The following is a 26,868-nucleotide window of genomic DNA, read 5'->3' as shown; positions in this document are numbered from 1 at the left end:
CATTTGTGCTAAATGCAGTTAGTCTATTAGTGGTGGCAAGTTCTGCTGTCACTGAAGCGTCAAATTCAGAATCAGCCAATTCAGAAATAGCCATCCGTGGTGCTGAAACATCGAATATCGCTGCATTATCAAGCATGATGGGTGGGCTGATCCTTGTTATCGCCATTATTTTTGTATTAGCTTATATCGTTAAAAAGCTTAACTTGGTTCAATCAAATCAGGGGGTGATAAAAACTGTTGCGATGACCGCTTTAGGCCAAAAAGAAAAAATTGTTTTGATTGAATTAGAAGGGCAGCAGTATTTACTCGGCGTTACTGCTCAGCAAGTGAATTTGATTGAAAAGCTCGATACGGCTGTTAATGTCGAAACGACGTCTTTTGCTAGCAGGTTAAAGCAAGCCAAACAGCAAGCCAGTCAACAAGAAAAAGAGCAGGCTAAGGAATAGCAATAATGAAAAAGTGGATAGTGTTAGTCTTATTTGCCGCTGTTTTTTTTACGCCATTGAGTTTTGCTGAAGATGGAATATTAAAAGCCGTTACGGTTTCAACCGGTGCTGATGGAAGTACTGAGTATTCTGTAACAATGCAAATATTGCTGCTGATGACGGCAATGAGTTTTATCCCTGCAATGGTGATAATGCTCACTTCGTTTACGCGGATCATTGTAGTGCTATCTATTTTGCGTCAAGCTTTGGGGTTACAGCAAACACCATCTAATCAAGTACTCATTGGTATGAGTATGTTCATGACATTCTTTATTATGGCGCCAGTTTTTGATCAAATTTACGATCGAGCTGTAGAGCCTTATATCAATGAATCTTTAACAATGCAGCAAGCCTATGAAGTCGGTAAAGAGCCGCTGCGTGCATTTATGTTATCTCAAGTCAGAACCACAGATTTAGAAACCTTTATTGAAATTTCCGGCTACACCAATATTGCGTCGCCAGAACAAGCGCCAATGAGTGTATTGGTACCTGCTTTTATTACCAGTGAATTAAAAACTGCATTCCAAATTGGCTTTATGTTATTTGTGCCATTTTTAGTTCTTGATTTAGTGGTTGCGAGTATTTTAATGGCAATGGGTATGATGATGTTGTCGCCGATGATTGTGTCACTCCCATTTAAAATAATGCTGTTTGTATTGGTTGATGGTTGGGGATTGGTGTTAGGAACGCTGGCAAACAGTTTTGGTAGATAGGGAGCGTTACTGATGTCACCAGAGTCACTGATTGATATTTTTCGTGAAGCGTTATCTGTAATTGTCCTGATTGTATCGGCAATTATTTTACCTGGCTTATTTATAGGTCTGATTGTGGCTGTATTTCAGGCCGCAACTTCAATCAATGAACAGACATTAAGTTTCCTTCCTAGATTATTAACTACGCTATTTTCGTTGATGTTTCTTGGCCATTGGCTAGTGCAAACCATGATGGATTTTTTTTACACTATGGTGAATATGATCCCTCAGGTGATAGGTTAGTCCTGTGGAAATTTTATTTGAAGAAATCAGTCGAACAATAGCCGCATATGTTTGGCCGTTATTTAGAATATCTTCAATGTTAATGGTTATGGCCGTTTTTGGTGCCAATACCACCCCAGCAAGAGTCCGTTTGTTTTTATCTGTTGCGATTACTGTTGCCGTAGCACCTGTACTTCCAGAACCGGTTGATCCTATCGAGTTGTTCTCATTAAGTGCTGTATTCATTTCTGCGCAGCAAATACTCATAGGTACTGCTATGGGGTTTGTGACAATTTTAGTGATGCAAACCTTTGTACTAACGGGGCAGATTATTGGTATGCAAACCAGTTTAGGTTTTGCCTCTATGGTCGATCCTAGTTCAGGTCAGCAAACACCAGTTGTAGGTAATTTCTTTTTATTACTGGCTACGTTGATTTTTCTCGCCGTTGATGGACATTTGTTGATGTTTAAAATGCTGGTGGCTAGTTTCGATACTATCCCCATTTCAAATCAGGGTTTTAGCATTACTAATTACCGAAAATTAGCAGAGTTTGGTGGTTATATGTTTGGTGCGGCGTTAACGATGTCGATTTCAGCAATCGTCGCATTACTGCTGATTAACTTATCATTTGGTGTGATGACGCGCGCATCGCCTCAACTGAATATTTTTGCCATTGGCTTCCCGGTAACAATGGTAAGCGGGTTATTGATTTTGTGGCTTACATTAGGGCCCATCATGTCTCATTTCGATGAGGTTTGGCTGCGAGGCCAATTATTGATGTGTGATATTTTGCAATTGACCTGTCAAATTGACGGCTCATTAACTCAGTAGGTTACTGATGGCAGAAGATACAGGTCAAGAACGCACAGAGGACCCCACCGCCAAGCGACTGCAACAGTCGCGTGAAAAAGGACAGGTGGCACGCTCTAAAGAGTTAGGTACAGCGGCTGTTTTATTAGCATCAGCTGTAGGGTTCGCAATCGTTGGGCCTAATCTTGCCCGAAGTCTGCACACTATCATGACACAAATATTGACCATGGAGCGGGATCAAATATTTGATACCAACTCAATGTTTCTGGTTTGGGGAGTGGTTGGCAATGAGCTTGCTTTTCCACTCATCAGTTTTATTGCATTTCTCGCCTTAATTGCTTTTATCGGTAATATCATTCTGGGTGGTATGACGTTCTCAGTTAAAGCTTTTATGCCCAAAGGCAGTAAAATGAATCCTGCTAAAGGATTTAAGCGAATGTTTGGTACACAAGCTCTAGTTGAGTTGACCAAGGGCATCGCTAAATTTGCTGTAGTGGCAGTATCAGCCTATTTTTTATTGAGTTTTTACTTCTTTGAGATAATGACACTCTCGACAGATCATCTACCTGGCAACGTTTACCATGCACTAGAGTTGTTAGTATGGATGTTTATTCTGTTATGTTCTTCAATGCTATTTATTGTGGTGATTGATGTGCCATTTCAAATATGGAATCACAATAAACAATTGAAAATGACCAAGCAAGAAGTCAAAGATGAATACAAAGACACTGAGGGTAAACCTGAAGTAAAAGGTCGAATTAGACAAATGCAGCACGAGATGGCCAACAAAAGGATGATGTCTGAAGTACCAAATGCAGATGTTATTGTGGTTAACCCTGAACATTATGCTGTAGCGGTCAAATACGATGTTAGTCAGTCAGCTGCGCCTTTTTTAATTGCGAAAGGCATCGATGATGTCGCATTTAAAATTCGTGAAATTGCCAGAGAGCATGAAGTACCGATTGTGTCGGCGCCACCTTTAGCACGTGCTATATACCATACGACGAAAATTGACCAACAAGTGCCTGAAGGGTTATTCACTGCAGTCGCACAAATTTTGGCATATGTATTCCAGCTCAAGCAGTATCAAAAAGGTAGGGGCAAGCGACCTAAGCCCGTGCCAATCAATCAACCTATCCCTGATGATTTAAAACACTAAATCGTTTACAAAACCTTCAATTAACCCCGCGGCCCTTTTGAAACTATTCTTTTGGCTTAGTAATTGCATTTTACTGTTGTCAGCGTCAAGAATATTACTATAAAGGTTTCCTACTGATGGATGTAAAAGCAGCATTAGGTCAAGTTAAACAAGTTAGATTAAGTACTTTTAAAGGTATAGGTACGCCATTATTAGTGCTTGCAGCACTCGGTATGGTGGTTTTGCCCATGCCTGCCTTTTTGTTGGACATCTTGTTTTCATTCAACATTGCTTTAGCACTCGTTGTACTGCTTGTCGCTATTTATTCTGATAGACCATTAGATTTTGCCGCATTCCCCAGCGTTCTGTTAGTCGCAACGCTACTTAGATTGGCACTCAATGTTGCCTCAACCCGAATCGTGTTATTGGAAGGTCATAACGGTGGTGATGCCGCGGGTAAAGTCATTGAAGCCTTCGGCTCTGTGGTTATTGGTGGTAACTACGCTGTAGGTTTAGTGGTTTTCCTGATTCTTATTATTATCAACTTTGCCGTTGTTACCAAAGGTGCTGGGCGTATTTCTGAAGTGAGCGCCCGTTTTACATTGGATGCCATGCCAGGGAAGCAAATGGCGATTGATGCCGATTTAAATGCTGGCACATTAACGCAAGATCAAGCTCGCGTACGCCGCGCTGAAGTGACCAAAGAAGCTGACTTTTATGGTGCGATGGATGGTGCATCAAAATTTGTTAAAGGTGATGCCATTGCGGGTATCATGATTTTGGTGATTAACATTCTCGGCGGTTTTGTGATCGGTATGGTTCAACATGGATTGGATTTTTCCAGTGCTGTTGAAATCTACACTTTATTGACCATTGGTGACGGCTTAGTCGCTCAAATCCCTGGGCTACTGTTATCAATCGCTGCTGCATTGATGGTGACTCGTCAAAATGAATCGGGTGATATGGGCGGCATGATGATAAGCCAGATGTTTGTCAGCCATAAGTCAATGGCGATAGCATCAGGCGTATTGTTTGTCATGGGTATCGTGCCTGGAATGCCTCATTTTGCATTCTTAACGTTCGCTTTTATTACAGCCTTTGCTGCATATATGATTTATAAGCGTAATAATGACAACAAAACCGCAGCGCTTGAGCAAGCGGTTAAAAGCCCTGCAGAAATTAAGGATGCAGAGCCTAAAGAACTCAGTTGGGAAGACGTTCAGCATGTCGATACTATCGGACTTGAAGTGGGCTATCGTCTAATTCCGTTAGTGGATAAAGGCCAAGGTGGTGAGCTTTTAGGTCGCATTAAAGGCGTGCGTAAGAAATTATCACAAGAATTAGGTTTCTTAGTACCAGCGGTGCATATTCGCGACAACCTTGATTTATCACCTAACTGTTATCGTATTTCGTTAATGGGAGTAGTGGTTGGAGAGGCTGAAGTTCGTCATGACTGTGAACTCGCGATCAATCCTGGGCAAGTGTATGGCAAGCTTGATGGCATTGAAACAACAGATCCTGCATTTGGATTAGAAGCTGTGTGGATAGCGCCAGAGCAGCGCGAACATGCTCAGACCTTAGGTTATACCGTGGTAGACACGGCAACAGTTGTCGCGACCCATATCAGCCAACTGTTGACTAACAATGCGGCTAAATTACTGGGTTATGAAGAAGTACAGCAGTTAATGGATATGCTAGGTAAAAACTCGCCTAAGTTAGTTGATGGCTTCATTCCAGATATCATGCCATTGGGTTCTGTGGTTAAAGTGATGCAAAACCTTCTAAATGAAGGTGTTTCTATCCGTGATTTACGCACAATTGTACAAACCCTGTTAGAATACGGTACAAAGAGTAATGATACAGAAGTATTAACCGCTGCAGTGCGTATTGCATTGAAGAGAATGATTGTTCAAGAAATATCTGGGCCTGAATTAGAGATACCTGTCATTACATTGGCACCAGAGTTGGAACAGATGTTGCACAAGTCTATGCAGGCGACAGGCGGTGAAGGGCCAAATATCGAACCAGGCCTTGCAGAACGCATGCAGAAGTCATTATTAGATGCTTCTCAGAAGCAAGAAATGGTTGGACAACCAGCCATTTTATTGACATCAGGTATGCTAAGGTCAACGCTGTCACGATTTGTTAAATATACTATCCCGAATTTACGGGTTATTTCTTACCAAGAAATACCTGATGAAAAGCAAATACGCATAGTATCTGCGGTAGGGCAATAGCGATGACTTTCTGTTTGAAAGAGGTGCGTAGTGAAAATTAAACGATTTTTTGCCAAAGACATGCGTTCAGCATTAGCTCAAGTGAAAGAAACCTTGGGATCTGATGCCGTTATTATGTCGAATAAAAAAGTAACGGGTGGAATAGAAATCGTTGCGGCAGTTGACTACGATGAGCCTAAAGCGGACGTCGCTGTAAATTCACCTGTACCTGGTTTTATGAATGTCAGTGATGATCAAGTCTCACTAGGGCAAAATAAACCAACAGTGAAAGCGCAAACCAAGGTAAGCCCACCTCCTGCAGCTGATTCACTGCAAGCGTTACTCGAAAAGCAGCATAATCGTTTGCAGCAACAAATGTCGCAGCGAGTTGAAGAACCTGAGTTACCCGATTGGGCCAAACAATTACAAGATACAAAAACAGCGAAAGTTGAGCCTAAAATTGAACAACAGCAATTTGCCCAACCAAGAACATCGAATAAAAGTCAGTCTGCTGAAATTGAAGCAATGCGAGAAGAAATGGCCTCTTTGCGTGGGTTGTTAACTCATCAAGTATCTTCGTTAATGAAAGACCAAAAAAAGCGCACTGACCCCGTTGGGGCAATGCTAGAAAGTAAATTAATTAATGCAGAGTTTTCTCCTGCTGTAGCGGCGAAATTGGCAGGCTTAAGTCAGCAATATACGCCTGCAGATTTAGTGAGAGCGTTACCTCAGAGTTTAGCGAACTTATTAGATAACCAAGGTGATGATATTGTTCGTACTGGTGGCGTGGTGGCATTTGTTGGTCCAACAGGTGTTGGTAAGACGACTTCGCTGGCTAAATTAGCGGCAAGATTTGCAGCACATCATGGTCCAGAGCAGGTTGCACTCATAACTACAGATCATTATCGTATTGGAGCCTATGAGCAATTGGCAACTTATGGCAAAATAATGGGATGTCCAGTAAAACAAGCTCACGATCTTGCTGAATTAGAACAAATTCTCTACCAGTTTAAGAATCGTAAGTTAGTATTAATAGATACAGCTGGGATGGGGCAGCGTGATATGCGCCTTTATCAGCAGTTAGATGATTTAATGGCAAATACAAGAATACCGATTAGAAGTTATCTAGTCATGTCTGCAACCTCTCAAAGAAGAGTGTTACAAGATGCTGTTGAGCATTTTAAAAGAATCCCATTATCAGGGGTGATTTTGACCAAATTAGATGAATCGGTTTCGATTGCTGGCGCATTAAGTGTATTGATTCAAAATGGGTTACCATTAAGCTATATAACAGATGGTCAACGTGTTCCAGAAGATATGCAAGTTGCTGATACGCTTATGCTCGCAAAACAAGCGTTAGCAGCATTAAACGACACCAAACCTCAAACGTCACATGACACTGCGTGGTCAAATGACATGGCCTATGCATTCGAGTAACAATATGACCAGAGATCAAGCAAGTGGTTTACGTATGATGAATCAACCAAATAACGATAAAGTAAAAGTAATTGCAGTTAGTGGCGGCAAAGGCGGCGTGGGTAAAACCAGTGTGTCTATTAATACCGCTGTTGCGCTCGCTGAAAAAGGTAAACGAGTGTTAGTACTCGATGCCGATTTAGGCTTAGCAAATGTTGATGTGATGCTAGGTATTCGAGCAGAACGCAATTTATCCCATGTACTTTCTGGCGAAGCAGAGTTGGACGATATTATTGTCCGTGGCCCTAAAGGTATTGGCATTGTGCCTGCCACTTCAGGGACTCAAGCCATGGTCGAGCTTACACAAGCTCAGCATGTCGGCTTAATTCGCGCCTTCAGTGAAATGAAAACTCAATTCGATATCTTAATTGTCGATACCGCTGCCGGTATCTCGGATATGGTGCTGAGTTTCTCCCGTGCCTCACAAGATGTGTTGATTGTTGTTTGTGATGAACCGACATCAATAACCGATGCCTACGCCTTAATTAAAATCCTAAGTCGTGAACATGGCGTCTTTCGTTTTAAAATTGTGGCGAATATGGTCAGAAGTTTGCGCGAAGGCATGGAATTATTTGCCAAACTCAGTAAAGTGACGGATAGATTCTTGGATGTCGCTTTAGAATTAGTTGCTACGGTTCCATTTGACGAAAATTTAAGAAAATCAGTTCGTAAACAAAAATTGGTTGTCGAAGCTTTTCCTAAGTCACCTGCAGCGATTGCTTATCATGGTTTAGCGAATAAAATTATGAGCTGGCCTGTTCCTCAACAGCCAGGCGGCCATCTTGAGTTCTTTGTCGAACGATTAGTTCAACGTAAAGATCAACAAGAGGATTCAACGAGTGAATAAAGCCGCTGCGTATACTCAGTTTGATAATAAAACTTCAATTGTTGAACAGTATGCTCCGTTGGTAAAAAGAATTGCTCATCATATGTTGGCAAGGCTGCCAGCATCAGTGCAATTGGATGACTTATTACAAGCAGGGATGATGGGGTTATTGGAAGCATCATCGAAGTTTGATGGCAGTAAAGGGGCTAAATTTGAAACCTTTGCTGGCATCCGAATTCGTGGTTCAATGATTGATGAAATCCGCCGAGGTGATTGGGTTCCTCGTTCTGTACATCGTAACCAACGTCGTGTTGCCCAGGTTATTGATGAATTAGGACAAGAGCTCGGCCGTGATGCAAAAGATATTGAAATTGCTGAAAAATTAGAGATGACTCTTGAAGAGTATCATCATATTCTAAATGATGTTTCAGTGGGGAAGATCATCGGGATTGAAGATCTTGGTGTATCTGAAGATGTGATTGTAACAGCAGAGTCTACTCCTGATGAGAGCTTTGAGTCACTTGCTGAAATGCAATTTAAATCAGCACTATCTGAAGCAATTACAACATTACCCGAAAGAGATGCGTTAGTTTTGTCGCTATATTATGACGAAGCATTAAATTTAAAAGAAATCGGTGCCATTCTTGAGGTCAGCGAGTCGCGTGTTAGCCAGATATTAAGTCAGGCAATGCTGCGTCTTAAAGGCAAACTCAAGCATTGGACACAGGTATAATTATTAATATAGAGCACAGTGTATGAGCTCACCGGAGGAAACCTTGGACAAGAATATGAAGATTCTTATTGTTGATGACTTTTCAACAATGAGACGTATCATCAAGAACTTGTTGCGAGACTTGGGATTCAACAATACCCAAGAAGCAGATGATGGCTCAACCGCCTTACCAATGTTACAAAAAAGCGAATTTGATTTTGTTGTAACTGACTGGAATATGCCAGGCATGCAAGGTATTGACTTGCTTAAGGCGATTCGTGCTGATGATTCACTCAAGCATTTACCCGTGTTAATGGTAACTGCAGAAGCAAAACGCGAACAGATTATTGCTGCAGCGCAAGCGGGTGTGAATGGTTACGTAGTAAAACCGTTTACTGCTGCAACGTTAAAAGAAAAACTCGATAAAATATTTGAACGTTTAGCATAAGCTAAGGATAAGTTATGCAGGCAGCAATATCAGGGCTGATCGACCTTGAACAAGCAAAGCAACTCGTAAAACTGCTCGAAGATGGCCAACAAGAACAAGCTGATGAAGTCATTCGTGACTTATCAGCGCCTCTTCAGCGGGATTTATTTGATGAAGTCGGAAAGTTGACACGTCAACTTCATAGTTCATTAAATGAGTTCCAAATTGATACCCGTTTAGCCGAACTTGCCAATACTGAAATACCTGACGCAAAAGAAAGATTAAACTTTGTTATCGATATGACAGAGCAAGCTGCAAATAAAACTATGGATGCAGTTGAAGAATGTTTACCTTTGGCCGATACAATAATTAATAACATTCAATCGGTCACACCCATGTGGGACAAATTGATGCGTAGAGACATCGCGTTAAGCGAATTTAAATCTCTGTGTCATGAGGTTCAACATATCATGTCTCATAGCGAGCATGACTCAGGTAGATTAAAGGAATTGCTCAATCAAATTTTGATGGCGCAAGATTTCCAAGATCTAACTGGCCAAATGATCCGTCGTGTTATTGATTTAGTCAGAGAAGTTGAGAGCAATTTAGTCTCCATGCTCACTATTTTTGGCGAAAGCGCAGCAGACTCAACACGGGTCGTTGATGACAATAAAATTGAAGCAGAAGGTCCCATCTTGAATGCTGAAACCCGTGAAGACGTGGTAACAGGCCAAGATGAAGTTGATGATCTGCTATCAAGTCTGGGTTTCTAATTAGGAGTCAAATTTAATGTCTTTTGATGTTGATGAAGAGATACTCCAGGACTTTTTGATTGAAGCTGGTGAAATTTTAGAGCTTCTACAAGAGCAACTCGTCGCTCTTGAAAATAATCCTGATGATGCTGATTTACTTAATGCTATTTTTAGAGGTTTCCACACAGTAAAGGGTGGTGCAGGTTTTTTAAGCTTGGGCCCTATGGTCGACGTTTGTCATGAAGCAGAGAATACCTTTGATTTACTGAGAACCGGTAAGCGTCAAGTAAACGCAGAGTTAATGGATATCATTCTCCAAGCTGTTGATGCTATCAATAGTATGTTTGAGCAAACTCAGCAAGGCCAGCCGCAAGATGATGCTGATCCCGCTTTACTTGAAAAGCTTAAGCTTTTGAGTTCTGGTGCGCCTCTTCCTTCTGAAATCTCTGAGACAGTTGTTGAGACTGAACCTGAAGTTGTGGAAGAGTTCATTGAAGCCATTATCGAACAACCTGTTGCAGCGGCTGAAGCTGAAGTTGTCTCCGATGCAGGAACTTCAGGTAGCATTGATGATATTGATGAAAGTGAGTTTGAAGCTTTACTTGATGCATTACATGGACAAGGGAAAAGCCCAACATCAGTCAATGACGAACCTGTTGCAGGTGTGACAGTAAATGCCACAAGTCCTACCAATGACAGTGCTGCTAGCGATGAAATTAGCGATGATGAATTTGAAGCGCTTCTTGATGAGCTACATGGTTCAGGTGGATTTCAGTCAACGACAGCAAAGAATGAGCCTGCAGCAGTAGCTGAAGAGCCAAAAGTCGATGCTGATGACATTACTGATGATGAATTTGAAAAACTACTTGATGAGTTACACGGTAAAGGTTCTGCACCAGCAGCGGTCACGCCGCCTGTCGAGGCAAGTAAACCTAAAGCCAGCCCACCAAGTGAACCTGCTAAAGCTGAGCCCAAAGCACCAGCTCCTGTAGCTAAAGCTCCAGTTAATAAAGCGCCAGCAAGTAAAGCGCCAGAACCTGCATCTAAAGCTGTGCCCGCTGCGAAAAAAGCAGAACCTGCGAAAACACAAAATGCAATGCCACAAGGTGAGACTACGGTTCGTGTTGATACATCTCGCTTAGACCAAATTATGAATATGGTTGGTGAGCTAGTATTGGTGCGTAACCGTTTGGTGAGTTTAGGTATTTCTCGTGATGACGAAGAGATGTCTAAGGCGTTGGCAAATTTAGATTTAGTGACAGCAGACCTTCAAGGCGCTGTCATGAAAACACGAATGCAACCAATCAAGAAAGTGTTTGGTCGCTTCCCTCGCGTTGTCAGAGATTTGGCACGTACGCTCAATAAAGAAATTGATTTGATCATGGTTGGTGAAGACACCGACCTTGATAAAAACCTTGTCGAAGCACTCGCTGATCCATTGGTTCACTTAGTTAGAAACTCAGTAGACCACGGTATTGAAATGCCGATTACCCGTGAAGCGAATGGCAAGCCAAGAACTGGTACCATTACCTTATCAGCCAGCCAAGAAGGCGATCATATTCTACTAAAAATTGAAGATGATGGCGCAGGTATGGATGCCAACAAATTAAAAGAAATTGCTATCAGTCGTGGCGTGTTAGACGAAGATTCAGCTGCACGCATGACGGATAACGAAGCTTATAATCTAATTTTTGCTCCTGGTTTCTCTACTAAAGTAGAAATTTCAGATATTTCAGGTCGTGGTGTTGGGATGGATGTGGTTAAAACCCGTATCACCCAGCTTAATGGTACTGTTCATATTGATTCCGTTCAGGGCAAGGGAACAATCTTAGAGATTAAAGTTCCACTCACATTAGCAATTATGCCGACTCTAATGGTAGATGTTGCTAAGCAGGTATTTGCTTTACCTCTTTCAAGCGTTAACGAAATTTTCCACCTCGATCTAACTAAAACAAATGTAGTAGATGGACAATTAACCGTTATCGTTCGTGATAAAGCCGTACCGCTATTTTATCTTGAGCAGTGGTTACATCGAAATAAAACTAACTTTATTCATGGTGATAAAAAGCAAGGGCATGTAGTAATTGTGCAACTTGGGACCATGCAAATTGGCTTTGTGGTTGATGCACTGATAGGACAAGAAGAGGTGGTAATTAAACCTCTGGGAAGCATGTTGCAAGGTACGCCAGGTATGGCTGGAGCAACAATTACTTCTGATGGCGGTATTGCACTGATTTTAGATGTGCCAGGCTTATTAAAATATTACGCTAAAAGTAAGAAGTAAAAGTTCCATTATTTAAGGAATTAAATGGCTACTAAAGTTTTAGTTGTTGATGATTCGAGTTTTTTTAGACGACGAGTCAGTGAGATTGTTAATCAAGATCCTGACTTAGAAGTTGTGGGTGTTGCCGTCAATGGTCAAGAAGCTGTTGATATGGCTGCTCAATTGAAACCTCAAGTTATTACTATGGATATTGAAATGCCTGTTATGGACGGTATTACTGCCGTTCGTAAAATCATGGCTGCCAATCCGACTCCAATACTGATGTTTTCTTCATTAACCCATGACGGTGCACAAGCAACGCTTGATGCATTGGATGCGGGCGCATTAGACTTTTTACCGAAACGTTTTGAAGATATCGCATCAAATAAAGATGATGCGATTAAGCTTTTACAGCAAAGGGTTAAAGCACTAGGTCGTCGTCGTCTATTTAAACCAGTGGCGAGAACTACCCCATCTTCGCTAGGAACTTCAACGACAAGCTCATCAGCGTCAAGACTGACTAATTCGAATCTGAGTGGTGCGAATTCGACACTTAAATCATCAATCACTCCCAAGTTATCTACTGCTAATTCGACGACGAATCAGGGAAATACTGCTTCAGTAGCTTCGATTCGGGCGAGCGGCAAGAAATACAAAGCTTTATTGATTGGCACATCAACGGGTGGCCCTGTAGCGTTACAAAAAATTCTGACAGCTTTTCCTGCAAATTACCCACACCCCATATTATTGATTCAACATATGCCTGCTGCATTTACACCAGCCTTTGCGAGTCGACTGAACAGCTTATGCAAAATTAATGTAAAAGAAGCCCAAACAGGGGATATGCTTAAGCCTGGTTGTGCCTATTTAGCGCCAGGTGGAATGCAGTTAATGGTTGAAAAAAGCGCTAGCTTAGGTCGCTTAAAAGTCATCGCCGGCAATGCTGATATGAACTATAAACCCAGTGTAGACATTACTTTTGCATCAGCATCAAAAGCTTTTGGTAGTGGTGTTATGGCGGTTGTGCTAACTGGCATGGGTGCAGATGGACGCGAAGGTGCTAGAATGTTAAAAACTGCAGGGGCAACTATTTGGGCTCAAGATGAAGCCAGTTGTGTTGTATATGGCATGCCTCAAGCCGTCGCATCAGCGGGTATTTCTAGTCATTCAATTGCATTAGAAAATATGGCAGAAGCGATTATAAAAGAGACTGCTCGTGGCTAGAGTAAAACAATCAATGACGACACAGCAAATGTTGCTGGTGTTTTTATTGGTTATTGCAGTGGTGTGCTTAGCGAGTTTATATTTTGATTTAGCGAAAAAAAACCGCGAACTTAATGCAGAAGTTATTGAATTAAAAGCATCCCAAGTATTGTTAATGGTACCGGATGAACAAGCAGAACAAATCGCGAATTGGTTAGCTAAATATCCTGGACAAACCAAAGCGATGGCCGCCAGAGCCGCAAAAGGTGAAGATATCACTATGGCATTTGGCCCTGGCACCGAGTTAATGAGTTCTGATACTGTTGAAAACTCTTCAACGAGTCAACAAGCATTAAATCCTGCACTTTCAAGTCAAGCTGTCACTGAAAATGCACAAGGTGTAAAAGTTATTACATTGCCACATGGTGGCATTAGGGTAACCACCCGAGAAACTGACACCGCTAATAAAAATAAATAGTGCGATTAATATTGAGTGGCGAGGCGTGATTTGAAAGTTTGGACAATAGCTAATCAAAAAGGTGGTGTGGGAAAAACCACGACAGTGGCCAGTCTTGCTGGTGCATTAGTTAAGCGTGGGAAGAGGGTATTGATGATTGATACTGACCCTCATGCTTCACTGGGTTATTATCTCGGTATTGATTCAGAGCAAGTTCCAAGCTCACTTTATGACATATTTCTGGCTCATAAAAACCTTACACTAGAAGGTGTTGAGAAACACATCGTGCCTACATCAATTGATGGGCTAGATTTAATTCCTGCTACCATGGCTTTAGCTACACTTGATAGAGCATTGGGACATCAAGAAGGAATGGGACTGGTACTTCGCAATGTCACCTCATTGCTTGAAGATAAATATGATGTTGCCATTATTGATTGCCCGCCGATATTAGGCGTATTAATGGTTAATGCACTTGCGGCTAGTCAGCATATTATCATTCCTGTGCAAACAGAGTTTTTAGCGATTAAAGGCTTAGAGCGTATGGTAAAAACAATGGGGTTAATGGGGCGTTCTAAAAAAACCTCTTATAGTTTTACTATTTTGCCAACGATGTTTGACCGACGCACAAAAGCTTCACCTACAGCCCTTAAGTCCTTAGAAGAAACTTATCCTGATACCTTATGGCCTGATGTTATTCCTGTGGATACTAAGTTTAGGGATGCCAGTTTAGCTCATGTGCCCGTATCTCACTTTTTCCCAAGCTCACGTGGTATGAAGGCGTACAACCGTTTATTGGATTTCTTGCTCGCGAAGGAGTTTAAGCATGTCAAAATCGGTTGACGAGACTGTTTTTGATTTTTTCTCTGTTCTACTACAAGAGCCCACTAAAGAGGTTCAAACGCCGGCTGAAGATAAGCCAGCACCAATAGCGTCGAACAGTAATTCGGTTAGTTTAAAAAAACAACACAGTAAAACATTCAAAAAACCGCATATAAATAATAGCTTGGGTGCGGTGGTTAAAAAAGTAGCTCCTCAGCAGCAAGAAGTCACAAAAGCGTTTGCTGAGCCTCAAGTCGATAAAGCTGCACTTTCCAAATTGTTGTCGGCTGTGTCAAAGCCAGAAGTTAAGCAACCTGAAAGCAAGTCTATACACATCGGCGAAATCGATTCTGCGGCGTCTGATAAGTCGGCGCAACAAGTTCAAGATGAGATTAAATTAAAAGCTCAGCAGGTTAGATTGCAACTTGAGAAAGCCGTTGTTCAAGAGTCAGCGGTTGATGACGTTAAAATTATATCTTCGCAAAACAATAAAGAACCTGAAATATCAGCCGATATAAGCTTTGATAAAGCTGAAGTTAATGTCAGTGAAGTTGAGCTTAATGTTGAAGAACAACAGAAATCATCAGTACCACCCAGTATTACGGGAAATTTACAAGATGTCCTGGATGATGAGTTTCAAGTTTTATTTTTCAATGTTGCGGGGTTAACCCTAGCTGTACCATTGGTAAGTTTGGGTGGTATTGTTAAAATAGAACATATAAATCATTTGATTGGCCGCCCTAATTGGTTTTTAGGTGTGCAAACTCGACGTGAACAGAAAGTGAATGTTGTTGATAGTTGCCGCTGGGTAATGCCTGAAAAATATACTCAAGAATTGGCTGACAGTATAGATTATCAATATCTAGTGATGCTTGAAGACAGTAACTGGGGGCTCGCATGCGAATCCTTGGTGAATGCAGTAAGAATAGATAAATCACACGTAAATTGGCGTGAAAAACCTGGTAAGCGCCCTTGGCTTGCTGGTGTAGTAAAAGAACAAATGTGTGGTATTTTGAACGTGCAAGCGCTTATCGAAATGCTAGATGCAGGATTAGGTTGTCAAGATTCGATTGACTGAGGTTATTTATGACAGACTCAAGAAATGTTGCAGCAGTTGCTGCAGGTAAAGAAGATGTAGTACTACAATGGGTGACATTTAAGCTAGATAATGAAACCTATGGTATTAACGTAATGCAAGTTCAAGAAGTGTTACGTTATACCGAAATAGCGCCAGTGCCAGGTGCACCTTTATATGTACTAGGTATTATTAATCTTCGTGGTAATGTCGTTACCGTCATTGATACTCGTTCACGATTTGGATTGGATGCAGCAGAGGTTGATGATTCCTCAAGAATTGTGATCATTGAAGCTGAAAAACAAGTTATCGGTATTTTAGTCGATAGTGTTGCTGAAGTGGTTTATCTACGCCGTTCAGAGATTGATAATGCGCCAAATGTCGGTACTGAAGAAAGCGCTAAGTTTATCCAAGGTGTAAGCAATCGAGATAACGAACTATTGATTTTGGTCGATTTAGACAAGTTATTATCAGATGATGAATGGGCTGAAATTACCCAGTTATAATGATTTTTGATTGTCGATGAAAGCCAGCATTATTTTTTGCTGGCTTTTGTGTTTTAATACCTTAAATTAAATCCGTTTGATGGAATTGGTATTACTAAGGAAAATAAATGTCGCAAGAGTTGCTCATTGTTATCGCTGTTTATGTTGTTAGTTGTGCAGTCATTTGGATGTTCTTTAGTAAAAAGACAACAAAACTTCAGAGCAAAGTTGATGCGTTAACTGTATTAGTTAAAGAAAACGATCGACAACGTGAAACCGTCAAAAAGGAACTACAAGAATTGCGCAGTGGCACAATTGGTGTAGGCCGACGAGTGGTAGAGCTTGAACAGAAAATAGGTAAACAGTCAGAGTTAATTGAAGAGGCAAGCCAGCAAGACCCTCAGTCAAAAATGTACTCTAGAGCGCTTAAGATGGTTGGGTTAGGTGCTGGAATAGAAGAATTAATGCAAGAGTGTGAGCTACCTAAAGCCGAAGCTGAATTAATTATTCGTTTACATAAAAAATAATGCCTTTAAGCAACTTATACATTGGTGAGTTTAGGCTTTGTCGATAATTTTGTGGTGTAAGTTGTTCCATTGCTCAGGGAATTTACCATCGAGCATATAAACAAATGCAATAAGCTCTGCAATTAACGTGTAGAGTTCTTCTGGGACTTCATCACCGAGTTCGAGTAACTGTAAGAAGTGACTGAGATGCTCATCTTGATGAATATATACCCCGGCTTCTTTAGCTAATGAGATAATTTCTTCAGCCACCAAATCTTTGCCTGTTGCTGTGATCGTTGGTGCACTATTACCATCAAAACTTAGTGCTACAGCCTTTTTTACGTCAGTCATCTTAAATACCTTAAATATCAATTTGGTTAAGCATTGGTTTTGACCAAGTAATGATCGCCTGGTAAAAGAGTGGGTGGGACATGGTCAACCAAGGTCGATATTTCTCTTGCTTGTAACCCTGCTTGTTGGATTTTATCCATTAAAGAGGCTTGGAATTGCTCAACCTTAGATAATACTTGGGTGTCATTGCCTGTGAATGTGAGGTCTAAGTATTCCCCTTGTTTATGCGCCATAACTAGAATAGGTCCTTGGGCTAAATTAAACTTAAGCTGCAGGCGCCAGTTTTGTTGTTTGTCTTCATTATCTTCACCTGGTTGTTTTTCGAACTTCCCTTCTAGCTGCTCGTCTCTTTGCCCTATTGAATAGGGTAAAGCAAAATACCAAGTTAAGTTTTGGTTAGCATCACTGCTTTGTTGATAAAGCGAAATGCTACTAGCCAGTTTTCCCATTGATTCAAGGCTGCCTGCTTTATCTAAAGCCGATAATAGCTGCGGCGCAAGTGATGCAGTCTTGGCTATCTTTTGTTGCAGTTTTGCCATGTATGACTGTAAACGCGGGCTTATGGATGTATTGTTTGCTGTTAGTTTAAAACCGAGTAAAAGCTGAAATAATGTGGTAATAGCACCACCAGAAAGGTTGATATTAGCTGGCGTGGTTTGAGCCAGATTTAAACTCGTCAGACTTTTGAGTTCAGCTTTAAGTAATGAAGGATTGGCAAGTTCAGTTAACGGCGATAGATCCAAACTTGGGATCAGTTTTATAAGTTGAGATGCTAGGTTTTGTTGAACTTCACTAGTTGCCTTTTGTATTGGCATCGCTCCAGCTTTAGATAAGTTTTGATTCAATACCTCAAAAGGTGATTTAACTGTTCCCCCAGGCTTACGTAACTCAGACGTAAGGGGGCTTGGGTTGAGTTTTGAGATGAGTAACTTAACTTCGTTTACTTGTTTCTCTGCCAATACACTTTCGGGTTTTAGTAAGTTTTGATTAACCAGTGTTTGTAATTGTTTAAACTGACTTTTAGTTAAGCTGTTATGGCCATTGATTTGATTAGCCAATTGTTGATTAAGTTGCTGGCTTAACTTTTCAAGACGTTGAGCAGTAAAAGGCTGTTGTACAAGCGCATTGAAATTTTGTGGTAATTGACGATTCAACTCGCTGGCAATAGGCTTATTTTCTACTAAATACGGGCTTTTTTCATTAACCAAGGGTATGCGTTCAAGGTTTTTTAAATATTGCGTTAATAATTGAACAGGCTCGTGTTTACTGAACACCATATTACTCAATTGTGGTTTAACTTGTGTAACAGGAACATTGTTTGTAGGGCTTAGTGACACATTGTCGATTAACTTTATTGGGCTCAAGCTTAGTTGAAGTTGACCAGCTAATTGAGTCACTGTAGCAAGGTTAAGCCCTGATGGCAGTTTAGTTAAAGGCGACACTATCACATTCGTGCCATTTTCAAACATTAGCCGGTTTGCATTTAACTCAACTAAAGGTAAAGGGTACCCTTGAGGGCGTGTGGCTAATGCTAACAGTTGTTGCGATGTTACCCCGTTTGATTGTGCTAAGTTAACAATCTCTGTGGGTAGATTTAACTTGATGGCTTGAGACACTAATACCAATTGAGCTGAAAGCTGCTGGCTAGAAGTGTTAATTTTGTGAGAAACGATGTTTTGAAGCTGACTAATACTGTCAGTACTCAACAGCCCCTTAGCACCCGCTTGGATCAGTTTGATTATTTGTTCATTGGCTTTAAATTGAAAATTATTGCCTTCAATAGTGATAGTGACGATTGCAGGTTTTTGGTTAAAGCTATCATCCGTTTTAGATAAGTTGGCCGAAGTGCTTGGCGTATTAATAAGCATTTTAACGGGTAATAATACTGCATTGGCTGGCAATGTACTGGAGTTATCTTTAACAGGCGATTGAGCTACAGATGTTTGTTCAGCGGGGCTAGATACATTTGAATTAGTCCCTTGATAGTTGAGCTGCGCAGTTTTGCTATTTGTATTCACTGTCGATTTTAAGACATGAGAAGCTTGCGAGTCTAACTTTGAGGTTTTAGACGCCGGTTTGTCTGTCGATGCTGGCAGTTTCATTGATGTCATTTTAAATCTACTATCACCTTTAAATATGTTCTATTACAAATTAATTGTTGATCTATCAAGCTTCAGCAGTATTCTTAGCGATAATTACTTAACAAGACTTCCTGAGTGTAATTCGCTTAATACCAACCTTTATCGACTTGCAGTAATCAAGCTTTAACGTTTTGGGTTAATTACTATTATTTGCAACTTATGGTTTATAGGTTTGCTCTTGGGTTAATCATTGAATCAATTTTCTGTATTAGATAGTGATTCAGTAAAGTGGGTTAAACGTATTAGTACTATATTTATTGTAAAACGTTTACATAAATTGTTCCCGTAAAGAGAGATGTATGAAGTATAAATGGATGTTACTTTCTTTGTTGTTGGGTTGCTTTTCTGCATCAATTCAAGCCGAAGAAATCGCTGCCAGTGAAGCGAGCCAAAAGCCTGCAGTAGAGATGGTCTATAATGACCCACGGGATCCGATTGAAGGGTTTAACCGTGCAATGTGGGACTTCAATTATCTTATTTTAGATAAGCATTTATTCCGCCCTATTGCTCATGGATATAATGATTATCTCCCATCACCTGTTAAGTCTGGCGTTAATAATTTTGTACGTAATTTTGAAGAACCTAGCTCATTAGTTAATAACGCTTTACAAGGTAAGTGGGGGTGGGCTGCCAATGCTGGTGGACGCTTTACTGTTAACACTACACTAGGACTATTAGGGGTTGTTGATGTCGCTGACATGATGGGCATGGTCAGAAAACAGGATGATTTCAATGAAGTCTTAGGCTATTACGGCGTGCCTAACGGGCCTTATTTTATGGCACCATTTTTTGGACCATATGTGACAAGAGAACTCGCGACAGATTGGGTTGATGGTCTATACTTTCCGTTATCAGAGTTCTTGTTGTGGCAATCTATTTTAAAATGGGGATTAAAGAATCTTGATTCCCGTGCTTCCGCTATTGATCAAGAACGCTTATTAGATAATGCGCTTGATCCATATACCTTTGTCAAAGAAGCTTATTTTCAACATATGGATTACAAAGTTTATGATGGCAATGTGCCAACTAAACAAGATGACGATGAGTTACTCGAAGAATATCTATCAGAACTTGAGTAACACTGCCGAAGCCTGACAACGTCTTCGGCAGTTAGCTGCCTAAGGAGTGGTATGGCATTAACAGATGTCTCAGTGCTTTTAGTTGAAGATGATTCAGTATTTAGACAATTATTGGCTGACTTTTTAATCCAACAAGGTGCGGTTGTATTCGAAGCTTGTGATGGCGACGAAGGGGTGAGTGAGTTTCAATCACATACCGTAGATGTTGTTATTGCCGATTTGAGTATGCCAAGGCTTGGTGGACTTGGCATGTTAAAACAAATTCTTAAAATAAACCCCGCAATTCCTTCGATTGTTATTTCTGGCAATAATGTTATGGCTGATGTTGTTGAAGCGCTGAGATACGGTGCGAGTGATTATCTGGTTAAACCTGTTGCAGATTTAAAGATTATTGAACAAGCAATAGAACAAGCTATCTCTCCAGCTAATACCGACTTAGGCGCTATCGATTTTAGTGATAGTCACGCTGTAATTAACTCCGCTGCCAATATGAGCCAAGATTTATCCTATCAAGAGTTAGCAGATAACTTTACCCTACTTGAACACAACGCAGAAGCGGCTAAAAGTGTTCAGCAGCAATTATTTCCAGCGTCTAATGTGAGTTATCCTACCGCTCAGATCCATTATAGCTTGTGTAAAAACAGTGACGTCAGCGCTTATTTTATTGATTCAACCATGGTGGGTGATAACCATTTAATTATGTATATGGCACATTTTCATCCTGAAGATAATCGCGCCGCATTTGGATGTGTATTACTCAGAAGCTTCGTTAATCAGAAGTTGAAACTGTTTCGTAATGGTTTGAGCACCACGTTAGTCGAACCATTTAGTATGTTGAGCTATCTCAATGACAGGATGGTTAACTCTGGCTTAAACCTCTATGTAGATATTGTGTATGTGGCTGTCGAGTTAACTCACTACAGAGCTGCGATAGGGCAGGCTGGTGGAGGTTTACGATGTTATTTGAGAAATGGCACAGGGTTGGCTCCGCTTGCTATTTCAGAGTCTCTACAGCTCGGTACAGTTGAGTGGAATAAACCTAGCATGCAGTTTAGAACCTTAATGCCAAATGAGAAAATTTGTATCGCCAGTAATATATCTCATCATCGCAACCGCTTAATGAATAACCAATTTGATGGTTTGTTTTATGATGAAGAATTACCTGCTGGTGGTTTTATTGAATTAGAATTCGTTTAATTATCTTCGTTTAATTATCTTCGTTTGAAGGCTAAACGCCTGTACTTGATAGGTTTATTCGCTTATCAAAGATAACGTTAATAGGGTATTGGATAAAATCACAAACAATAATTCAAAAAAAACCTCGCAATTGCGAGGTTTTTTTAGTCAGCGTTAATCTAACAAATTAGCTAGGTTTAATCGCTTCGTGCTCAGCAGTAACTGCAATTTCTTCAGCTAATGCTTCTTCTTCAGTTTCATTGTGCCCTTCTGCGCCATGCATCCAGTCAACAAGCTTGTCTGCCATGAAGTAAAGAATGATACCTGATACCGCAGAGGTGATAGCAATACCTGCGAAGATCCCCATAGCATTGGCTAACTGTTCTTCTTTAGTTCCATCATGTCCGATAAATGAACCGACAATACCACCAATTTTATTAGCAATTGCAACGAATAGGAACCATGCGCCCATCATTAATGATGCAATACGCAGTGGAGCCAATTTAGTCACCATTGAAAGGCCGATTGGAGATAAACATAACTCACCCATTGTATGGAAGAAGTATGCACCTACTAGCCACCACATACTTGATTTAGCACTAGCATCACCGTCCATTTCTAGTACAGCACCAATCATGAATAAGAAACCAATGCCAAGTAGCACTAAACCGAGTGCGAACTTAACTGGCGAGTTAGGTTCATTTTTACCAAGACGAATCCATATAGACGCCAATACGGGAGCAAAAACGACAATGAAGATAGCGTTAAGAGACTGGAACCAAGTCGTTGGAACTTCCCAGCCGCCGATTGAGCGGTCTGTAAAGTCGTTGGTGAATAAATTTAACAAACCACCAGCTTGTTCGAAACCAGCCCAAAAAATAATGGTAAATAGACCCATTATCATAATAACTTTAATACGGTCACGCTCGATTTTTGTTAGTGGCTCTTTACGTATTTCACCAGCGGCTTCATTTCTGTCTTTTTCCATTTTAGCTGAAGGATATCGACCGATATCGCCAAGAAGCTTTTGTGCAAAAATGAACTGAGTGATTAAAGATAACACCATGCCAACACCAGCACAGAAGAAACCTGCTTGCCAGTTATTAATGAAAACTTCTTGTCCTTCGAATAAAACTGTTTGACCAAATGTTGTATAAGCCCATGCAACTACAAAACCTGCAAGCGCTGCACCTACGTTAATACCCATATAGAAGATAGTGAATGCACCATCACGACGATGATCGCCTTCTTCATATAAGTCACCAACCATAGTTGAGATATTTGGCTTGAATAAACCGTTACCAATGATGAGAGTAAACAGACCTATGTAGAAAGCTATTGTTTCTGAGCCAGGTATCCAGCTATGTGGAAAAGCGAGCGTAAATTGGCCAATGGCCATCAAAGCGCCACCGATATAAATTGCTTTACGTTGTCCAAGTATGTTATCAGCTAACCAACCACCCATTAGAGGGGTTAAATAGACTAAACCAGTAAAGGTACCGTAAAGAGAGAGTGCATCGGCACTTGTCCATCCTAAACCATGTCCTCCCTCACCTTGCACTTTATCGACTAGATATAGCACCAGAATGGCGCGCATTGCGTAATAACTGAATCTTTCCCAGAGTTCTGTTGTAAACAGCAGGAAAAGCCCCTTGGGATGACCAAGCATGGTCCCCTGTGGTTTTGCATTGCTCATTTAGTCTTCCACCTTAAGCTTGTGATTGCCTGCGGGACAAAGGTCGCCACAGAAATTGTTGTCTGCAATGGTAATTAATTTAAACGTATTGATATTTTCAGGCTGTGGCCTGTTATTGTTTCAATTTAGTTGCTATAAAATTAATCACTTTGTTGTTTATTTATTATATTAAATATCGTCTTTTTACAGTTTTAATCATTAAAACCATAAAAAGCTCACCTTATATACCCTTTAAAGCCCTTATAAGTCAATGGTAGTGGGGTATTCGGCGAACTAAATACTTGCTCTAAATCACCTTTGTTCGCAAAGTTGTTGATACGTATGTTGAGGTTTGGGTTTTATTGTGAGTGTTAACCTTCAAGGTAAAGTCGGGGTTAGATTTTTTCATAAACGATTGAGAATAGGTGACTTCTACACACTTCATCAATTCGCGCGTTTCAGTATTGAACCTATACTCATGTAAGTTGTTGGTAAACGCTTTCAAAAGTGTTAACAAATCTATAAAATGTAACCCATTGGATTTATACTGCTAAAAGCTATCAAGGTTAAGATAATTAACTTTTGTGTAACCGTATGTTGGTTAAAAACTAATGAATTAGGGGCTGAATCATGCGAAAAATATTAGTCTTGTTCGTTTGTTTAAGTTTTATTAGCTCCAGTTACGCATGGGTAGATACTGATAGAGATGGTGTGCCAGATAAAAAAGATGCTTGTCCGGATACACCTCTTGGGATATTGGTGTTAGCTAATGGGTGCCAAGACGTCACTGAACTAGCAATTGCCAATAATCCAATTGAACAAAATTCGGCGCAAAATAGCTCACTTAAAGTGTATTTTGACTTTGCTCAGGCAAATGTTCTACCAACTCAGTTGGCAGCGATAAAGCAAATGATACCTATTTTACAAAAAGGTAAAGGGCTTCTATTAGTTGGTCATACGGATGATGTTGGATCTGAGCAAACTAATTTGAACCTGTCATTACAAAGAGCTGAGTCAGTAAAAAAAGTGTTAGTGGATGAATTTGCTTTTGAGCCTAGCTCGCTAGCAGTGCAGGGAAAGGGCAGCCTCGAACCAGTGGCTGACAATAAAACGGCTCAACAAAGACAATTAAATAGACGTGTAGAATTTAAAGTAGAAAAATAATTTTTATTAAGGGAGTAAGACAATGGAAAATATTGAAGGTTTGATGGCTCAAGCCCCTGAGTTTATCGTGACGTACGGCTTGAAAGTCGTCATGGCAATTGTGATATTTATTATTGGTAAATATTTATCAAACGTGGCTAAAAAATTAACCACGAAAGTGATGGTCGGTCGTAAGATTGATGAAACAGTGGCATCTTTTGTCGGCAATTTAGTTTGGGGATTGGTGTTTGTATTTACCATCATTGCAACTTTAGGGCAGATAGGCGTTCAAACTGCATCTCTGGTCGCTGTTATTGGTGCTGCTGGTCTTGCTGTTGGTTTGGCGCTTCAAGGTTCATTGTCAAATTTTGCCGCTGGTGTGTTGATGGTTATCTTCCGCCCTTGTCGTGTAGGTGATTTTGTTGAAGCCGCTGGTGTAGCAGGAGTGATTGAAGAAATTACTATTTTCTCTACTAAACTTCGCACAGGCGATAACAAGACCATTATTGCTCCAAACTCAGCGATGATGGATGGCACTATTACTAATTACTCGACTAAAGAAACACGTCGAGTTGATTTAGTGATCGGTGTGGGTTACACCTCAGATATCGCAGCAACCAAGAAAGTTATCTCTTCTGTATTAGACAATAATCAATATGTTCTTAAAGATCCTGCATACACTGTTGCACTAGGTGAACTAGCAGATTGTTCTATTAACTTTGTGGTTCGTCCATGGGTTAACACTGCCGATTACTGGCCAGCTCATTTTGAGTTACTAGAGCAGATTAAGAATGCTCTAGATGCTGCTAACATTGAGATTCCATTCCCGCAAATGGATCTACAAATTAAAAATATGCCAGCTCAGTAATATTGAATGAGCGGAAGAAAAGCCAGCATTAAATGCTGGCTTTTTTGTTTGCGAAATTTAACTCAACGCGGGTAATATTTTTTAAGGTAGAATGGCTTTCTTATAAATTTAAACTGCTTTTAAACGAGCTTGATGTAGTTGAGTATAAACATGATAGATTTTCGAAGTGATACTGTGACAAAACCAACTGATGCGATGCGAAAAGCCATGGCTCAAGCTGAAGTCGGTGATGATGTTTATGGCGACGATCCTACCGTTAATCGTTTACAGGATATGGCCGCAGAACGATTTGGTTTCGATAGCGCCTTATTTGTCAGCTCGGGTACTCAAGCAAACTTATTGGCCTTGATGAGTCATTGTGAGCGCGGAGACGAGTACTTGTGTGGCCAGCAAGCCCATAATTATAAGTTTGAAGGTGGTGGGGCAGCCGTGCTTGGAAGTATTCAACCTCAGCCACTTAATAATCAGGCTGACGGCAGCATTTTACTGGCAGATATCGAAGCTGCGATTAAACCAGATGATGTTCATTTTGCCCATACGCGTTTATTAAGCATTGAAAATACTATTGGTGGTAAAGTGTTACCGCAGCAATACTTAGCAGATGCTCAGGCATTAGCCTTTAATCGCGGTTTGAAAATACATTTAGACGGAGCTCGAGTGGCAAATGCTGCCGTAGCTCAAAATGTGCAGATCAGTGAAATTACCCAATATTTTGATTCAGTGTCGATTTGTTTATCAAAAGGCTTAGCTGCGCCTATTGGTTCAATTTTATTGGGTGATGAGCGTTTAATTAACAAAGCGGTTCGTTGGCGTAAAATGTTGGGTGGTGGTATGCGTCAAGCTGGCATTATCGCTGCTGCAGCAGAACTGGCCATTACTGATCAAGTTGAAAGATTGGCTGAAGATCATGATAATGCAGCGCTGCTTGCTCAACACTTAATGGCAATGCCCGAGTTTAGTGTTGATGTTAGCCAAGTTCAAACAAATATGGTGTTTGCTGAATTAGATAAGCGTTTTGATGTTAATCATTTAAGTTTATTACTATCTCAGCAGGGCATATTAATTAGCGCGACCTATTCACTTCGTTTTGTCACTCATAAAGATATCAGTCGACAGGAAGTACTGACATTTGTTGATGTGCTAAAAAAATGTCTTCCTCAAGTAACAGTTCAGTAATGTCACGTTAAAAGAGCCTTGTATCTTATTTGTGCGATGTTAGCAGGAAAGCTGCATCGTGCTTTTAATTGGTGCATTCAGTTGAGTTGTTGCCGTATTCTGGTTAGGTCATTCTTCTACATTTCTCTCCGTAAATTAATTTGTGCTTATTTTTCAATGACTTTCTATGTTGGCTTTGTTTTTGCTACCTCTTTCGAGGTATTCATAATGTAAGGATCAATATAATGGAATATTCAAGCCGTCATATTGTAAAACCTATTGATTTAAATTCTGAAAAAAATCTTTGTTGTGGCCAGTTATTGAATTGGCTAAATGAAGAAACATCTCTTTTTGCACGCTGTGAAATGCACAGTAAATTGCTAATGGCCAAACTAGTTTCTGAGATTAATTTTATGAGTCCAGCAAAGCTTGGCGATGTAATTGAATTTGGAATGGAAGTGATAAGCCTAGGGCAAAGTTCTATCACGTTACGTTGTAAAGTGCGAAATAGCTTTAATAATGCACCAGTGGCTTTTGTTGATAAGGTGGTGTTTGTTAATATTAACGAAAGAGGGTTACCTGTACCTCATGGTGTTAGAGCGAATGCTGCTTAATCAAGGATGTAAAAAGTATTAACGCTTGAGCATTGCTA

At 40.5% G+C, this 26,868-nt stretch carries 27 protein-coding genes; 24 read left to right on the top strand and 3 right to left on the bottom strand.

All coding sequences use genetic code 11. From position 1 onward, the window contains the following. Window positions 1-86 precede the first annotated feature (86 nt). The 18 genes from fliO (at window position 87) to AB4153_RS16425 (ending at window position 16,649) form a co-directional block, all read left to right on the top strand. A complete protein-coding gene (fliO, locus tag AB4153_RS16510) occupies window positions 87-446 on the top strand; it encodes a flagellar biosynthetic protein FliO (RefSeq protein ID WP_371998191.1) in 360 nt (119 codons plus the stop codon). A 5-nt stretch (window positions 447-451) separates the two neighbouring features. Beyond that, complete coding sequence (fliP, locus tag AB4153_RS16505; RefSeq protein WP_102529020.1) at window positions 452-1,198, top strand: flagellar type III secretion system pore protein FliP; 747 nt, start codon at window positions 452-454, stop codon at window positions 1,196-1,198. A 12-nt stretch (window positions 1,199-1,210) separates the two neighbouring features. Then, on the top strand, window positions 1,211-1,480 hold the full coding sequence (gene fliQ, locus AB4153_RS16500) for a flagellar biosynthesis protein FliQ (RefSeq protein ID WP_102529021.1): 270 nt from the start codon (window positions 1,211-1,213) through the stop codon (window positions 1,478-1,480). A 4-nt stretch (window positions 1,481-1,484) separates the two neighbouring features. After that, window positions 1,485-2,291 carry a flagellar biosynthetic protein FliR gene (fliR, locus tag AB4153_RS16495; protein WP_371998156.1) on the top strand — a complete coding sequence of 269 codons (807 nt, stop codon included), beginning with the start codon at window positions 1,485-1,487 and terminating at the stop codon, window positions 2,289-2,291. Window positions 2,292-2,298: 7 nt separating this feature from the next. Beyond that, on the top strand, window positions 2,299-3,429 hold the full coding sequence (flhB, locus tag AB4153_RS16490) for a flagellar biosynthesis protein FlhB (protein ID WP_102529023.1): 1,131 nt from the start codon (window positions 2,299-2,301) through the stop codon (window positions 3,427-3,429). Between the two features lie 116 nt (window positions 3,430-3,545). Further along, complete coding sequence (gene flhA / locus AB4153_RS16485; protein WP_102529024.1) at window positions 3,546-5,645, top strand: flagellar biosynthesis protein FlhA; 2,100 nt, start codon at window positions 3,546-3,548, stop codon at window positions 5,643-5,645. Window positions 5,646-5,675: 30 nt separating this feature from the next. Further along, on the top strand, window positions 5,676-7,061 hold the full coding sequence (flhF, locus tag AB4153_RS16480) for a flagellar biosynthesis protein FlhF (RefSeq protein WP_102529025.1): 1,386 nt from the start codon (window positions 5,676-5,678) through the stop codon (window positions 7,059-7,061). 4 nt (window positions 7,062-7,065) lie between these two features. Further along, window positions 7,066-7,947 carry a MinD/ParA family protein gene (locus tag AB4153_RS16475; RefSeq protein WP_102529078.1) on the top strand — a complete coding sequence of 294 codons (882 nt, stop codon included), beginning with the start codon at window positions 7,066-7,068 and terminating at the stop codon, window positions 7,945-7,947. Next, on the top strand, window positions 7,940-8,659 hold the full coding sequence (locus AB4153_RS16470; protein WP_102529026.1) for an RNA polymerase sigma factor FliA: 720 nt from the start codon (window positions 7,940-7,942) through the stop codon (window positions 8,657-8,659). The genes AB4153_RS16475 and AB4153_RS16470 overlap by 8 nt, the downstream gene beginning before the upstream one ends. 43 nt (window positions 8,660-8,702) lie before the next feature. Beyond that, window positions 8,703-9,086 carry a chemotaxis response regulator CheY gene (gene cheY / locus AB4153_RS16465; protein ID WP_080916243.1) on the top strand — a complete coding sequence of 128 codons (384 nt, stop codon included), beginning with the start codon at window positions 8,703-8,705 and terminating at the stop codon, window positions 9,084-9,086. Between the two features lie 14 nt (window positions 9,087-9,100). After that, window positions 9,101-9,838 (top strand): protein phosphatase CheZ, encoded by a 738-nt coding sequence (locus AB4153_RS16460; RefSeq protein ID WP_102529027.1) that lies wholly within the window; start codon window positions 9,101-9,103, stop codon window positions 9,836-9,838. A gap of 16 nt (window positions 9,839-9,854) precedes the next feature. Further along, the gene (locus tag AB4153_RS16455; protein WP_371998155.1) at window positions 9,855-12,101 is read left to right on the top strand and encodes a chemotaxis protein CheW; all 2,247 of its coding nucleotides are present in this window, start codon (window positions 9,855-9,857) and stop codon (window positions 12,099-12,101) included. A gap of 24 nt (window positions 12,102-12,125) precedes the next feature. After that, a complete protein-coding gene (locus AB4153_RS16450; protein WP_303516973.1) occupies window positions 12,126-13,304 on the top strand; it encodes a chemotaxis response regulator protein-glutamate methylesterase in 1,179 nt (392 codons plus the stop codon). Beyond that, the gene (locus AB4153_RS16445) at window positions 13,297-13,761 is read left to right on the top strand and encodes a membrane anchored protein in chemotaxis locus (RefSeq protein WP_241906459.1); all 465 of its coding nucleotides are present in this window, start codon (window positions 13,297-13,299) and stop codon (window positions 13,759-13,761) included. The genes AB4153_RS16450 and AB4153_RS16445 overlap by 8 nt, the downstream gene beginning before the upstream one ends. Before the next feature lie 30 nt (window positions 13,762-13,791). After that, window positions 13,792-14,583, top strand: coding sequence for a ParA family protein (locus AB4153_RS16440; protein WP_102529030.1), 792 nt, complete (start codon window positions 13,792-13,794; stop codon window positions 14,581-14,583). Continuing rightward, window positions 14,567-15,640, top strand: coding sequence for a chemotaxis protein CheW (locus AB4153_RS16435; RefSeq protein WP_371998154.1), 1,074 nt, complete (start codon window positions 14,567-14,569; stop codon window positions 15,638-15,640). The genes AB4153_RS16440 and AB4153_RS16435 overlap by 17 nt, the downstream gene beginning before the upstream one ends. An 8-nt stretch (window positions 15,641-15,648) precedes the next feature. Then, on the top strand, window positions 15,649-16,143 hold the full coding sequence (locus AB4153_RS16430; protein WP_102529032.1) for a chemotaxis protein CheW: 495 nt from the start codon (window positions 15,649-15,651) through the stop codon (window positions 16,141-16,143). 107 nt (window positions 16,144-16,250) lie between these two features. Further along, on the top strand, window positions 16,251-16,649 hold the full coding sequence (locus tag AB4153_RS16425; protein WP_229369224.1) for a DUF2802 domain-containing protein: 399 nt from the start codon (window positions 16,251-16,253) through the stop codon (window positions 16,647-16,649). Window positions 16,650-16,679: 30 nt separating this feature from the next. Here the strand turns inward: AB4153_RS16425 and AB4153_RS16420 are convergent, their stop codons facing one another. Together AB4153_RS16420 and AB4153_RS16415 are read right to left on the bottom strand one after the other, a co-directional pair. After that, entirely contained in the window at window positions 16,680-16,979 is a 300-nt protein-coding gene (locus AB4153_RS16420; RefSeq protein ID WP_102529034.1) for an EscU/YscU/HrcU family type III secretion system export apparatus switch protein, read from the bottom strand. 26 nt (window positions 16,980-17,005) lie between these two features. Continuing rightward, window positions 17,006-19,090, bottom strand: coding sequence for a hypothetical protein (locus AB4153_RS16415; protein ID WP_371998153.1), 2,085 nt, complete (start codon window positions 19,088-19,090; stop codon window positions 17,006-17,008). A gap of 329 nt (window positions 19,091-19,419) precedes the next feature. Here AB4153_RS16415 and AB4153_RS16410 point away from each other — a divergent pair, with 329 nt between their 5' ends. Both AB4153_RS16410 and AB4153_RS16405 read left to right on the top strand, forming a co-directional pair. Further along, the gene (locus tag AB4153_RS16410) at window positions 19,420-20,199 is read left to right on the top strand and encodes a VacJ family lipoprotein (protein ID WP_102529036.1); all 780 of its coding nucleotides are present in this window, start codon (window positions 19,420-19,422) and stop codon (window positions 20,197-20,199) included. 51 nt (window positions 20,200-20,250) lie between these two features. Next, complete coding sequence (locus tag AB4153_RS16405) at window positions 20,251-21,396, top strand: response regulator (RefSeq protein WP_102529037.1); 1,146 nt, start codon at window positions 20,251-20,253, stop codon at window positions 21,394-21,396. 166 nt (window positions 21,397-21,562) lie between these two features. Here the strand turns inward: AB4153_RS16405 and AB4153_RS16400 are convergent, their stop codons facing one another. Continuing rightward, window positions 21,563-23,071, bottom strand: a complete 1,509-nt coding sequence (locus tag AB4153_RS16400; RefSeq protein WP_371998152.1) for a peptide MFS transporter — start codon at window positions 23,069-23,071, stop codon at window positions 21,563-21,565. Window positions 23,072-23,680: 609 nt separating this feature from the next. On the opposite strand from AB4153_RS16400, the gene AB4153_RS16395 reads away from it, so the two are divergent. From AB4153_RS16395 to AB4153_RS16380, 4 genes are all read left to right on the top strand, one after another. Then, entirely contained in the window at window positions 23,681-24,214 is a 534-nt protein-coding gene (locus AB4153_RS16395; RefSeq protein WP_371998151.1) for an OmpA family protein, read from the top strand. Window positions 24,215-24,236: 22 nt separating this feature from the next. Beyond that, entirely contained in the window at window positions 24,237-25,061 is an 825-nt protein-coding gene (locus AB4153_RS16390) for a mechanosensitive ion channel family protein (protein WP_102529040.1), read from the top strand. Window positions 25,062-25,211: 150 nt separating this feature from the next. Then, window positions 25,212-26,237 (top strand): low-specificity L-threonine aldolase, encoded by a 1,026-nt coding sequence (gene ltaE, locus AB4153_RS16385; protein ID WP_371998150.1) that lies wholly within the window; start codon window positions 25,212-25,214, stop codon window positions 26,235-26,237. Between the two features lie 224 nt (window positions 26,238-26,461). Continuing rightward, window positions 26,462-26,830, top strand: coding sequence for a hotdog domain-containing protein (locus tag AB4153_RS16380; RefSeq protein ID WP_102529042.1), 369 nt, complete (start codon window positions 26,462-26,464; stop codon window positions 26,828-26,830). Window positions 26,831-26,868: the final 38 nt, after the last annotated feature.

The organism is Shewanella sp. 10N.286.52.E4, from assembly GCF_041468785.1.
Lineage (GTDB): Bacteria > Pseudomonadota > Gammaproteobacteria > Enterobacterales > Shewanellaceae > Shewanella > Shewanella electrodiphila.
Note: the sequence above shows the minus strand (reverse complement) of the source record. Positions and strands in the feature narration are given on the sequence as shown.

Excerpts from the sequence above, each read along its gene's own strand:
- AB4153_RS16405 (WP_102529037.1), top strand. The coding sequence starts at position 20,251 with ATGGCATTAACAGATGTCTCAGTGCTTTTAGTTGAAGATGATTCAGTA.
- AB4153_RS16455 (WP_371998155.1), top strand. The coding sequence starts at position 9,855 with ATGTCTTTTGATGTTGATGAAGAGATACTCCAGGACTTTTTGATTGAA.
- AB4153_RS16475 (WP_102529078.1), top strand. The coding sequence starts at position 7,066 with ATGACCAGAGATCAAGCAAGTGGTTTACGTATGATGAATCAACCAAAT.
- fliQ (WP_102529021.1), top strand. The coding sequence starts at position 1,211 with ATGTCACCAGAGTCACTGATTGATATTTTTCGTGAAGCGTTATCTGTA.
- AB4153_RS16460 (WP_102529027.1), top strand. The coding sequence starts at position 9,101 with ATGCAGGCAGCAATATCAGGGCTGATCGACCTTGAACAAGCAAAGCAA.
- ltaE (WP_371998150.1), top strand. The coding sequence starts at position 25,212 with ATGATAGATTTTCGAAGTGATACTGTGACAAAACCAACTGATGCGATG.
- flhB (WP_102529023.1), top strand. The coding sequence starts at position 2,299 with ATGGCAGAAGATACAGGTCAAGAACGCACAGAGGACCCCACCGCCAAG.
- AB4153_RS16415 (WP_371998153.1), bottom strand. The coding sequence starts at position 19,090 with ATGACATCAATGAAACTGCCAGCATCGACAGACAAACCGGCGTCTAAA.
- AB4153_RS16430 (WP_102529032.1), top strand. The coding sequence starts at position 15,649 with ATGACAGACTCAAGAAATGTTGCAGCAGTTGCTGCAGGTAAAGAAGAT.
- flhA (WP_102529024.1), top strand. The coding sequence starts at position 3,546 with ATGGATGTAAAAGCAGCATTAGGTCAAGTTAAACAAGTTAGATTAAGT.
- AB4153_RS16435 (WP_371998154.1), top strand. The coding sequence starts at position 14,567 with ATGTCAAAATCGGTTGACGAGACTGTTTTTGATTTTTTCTCTGTTCTA.
- AB4153_RS16425 (WP_229369224.1), top strand. The coding sequence starts at position 16,251 with ATGTCGCAAGAGTTGCTCATTGTTATCGCTGTTTATGTTGTTAGTTGT.
- AB4153_RS16450 (WP_303516973.1), top strand. The coding sequence starts at position 12,126 with ATGGCTACTAAAGTTTTAGTTGTTGATGATTCGAGTTTTTTTAGACGA.
- AB4153_RS16390 (WP_102529040.1), top strand. The coding sequence starts at position 24,237 with ATGGAAAATATTGAAGGTTTGATGGCTCAAGCCCCTGAGTTTATCGTG.
- AB4153_RS16380 (WP_102529042.1), top strand. The coding sequence starts at position 26,462 with ATGGAATATTCAAGCCGTCATATTGTAAAACCTATTGATTTAAATTCT.
- AB4153_RS16400 (WP_371998152.1), bottom strand. The coding sequence starts at position 23,071 with ATGAGCAATGCAAAACCACAGGGGACCATGCTTGGTCATCCCAAGGGG.
- fliP (WP_102529020.1), top strand. The coding sequence starts at position 452 with ATGAAAAAGTGGATAGTGTTAGTCTTATTTGCCGCTGTTTTTTTTACG.
- AB4153_RS16410 (WP_102529036.1), top strand. The coding sequence starts at position 19,420 with ATGAAGTATAAATGGATGTTACTTTCTTTGTTGTTGGGTTGCTTTTCT.
- AB4153_RS16395 (WP_371998151.1), top strand. The coding sequence starts at position 23,681 with ATGCGAAAAATATTAGTCTTGTTCGTTTGTTTAAGTTTTATTAGCTCC.
- AB4153_RS16420 (WP_102529034.1), bottom strand. The coding sequence starts at position 16,979 with ATGACTGACGTAAAAAAGGCTGTAGCACTAAGTTTTGATGGTAATAGT.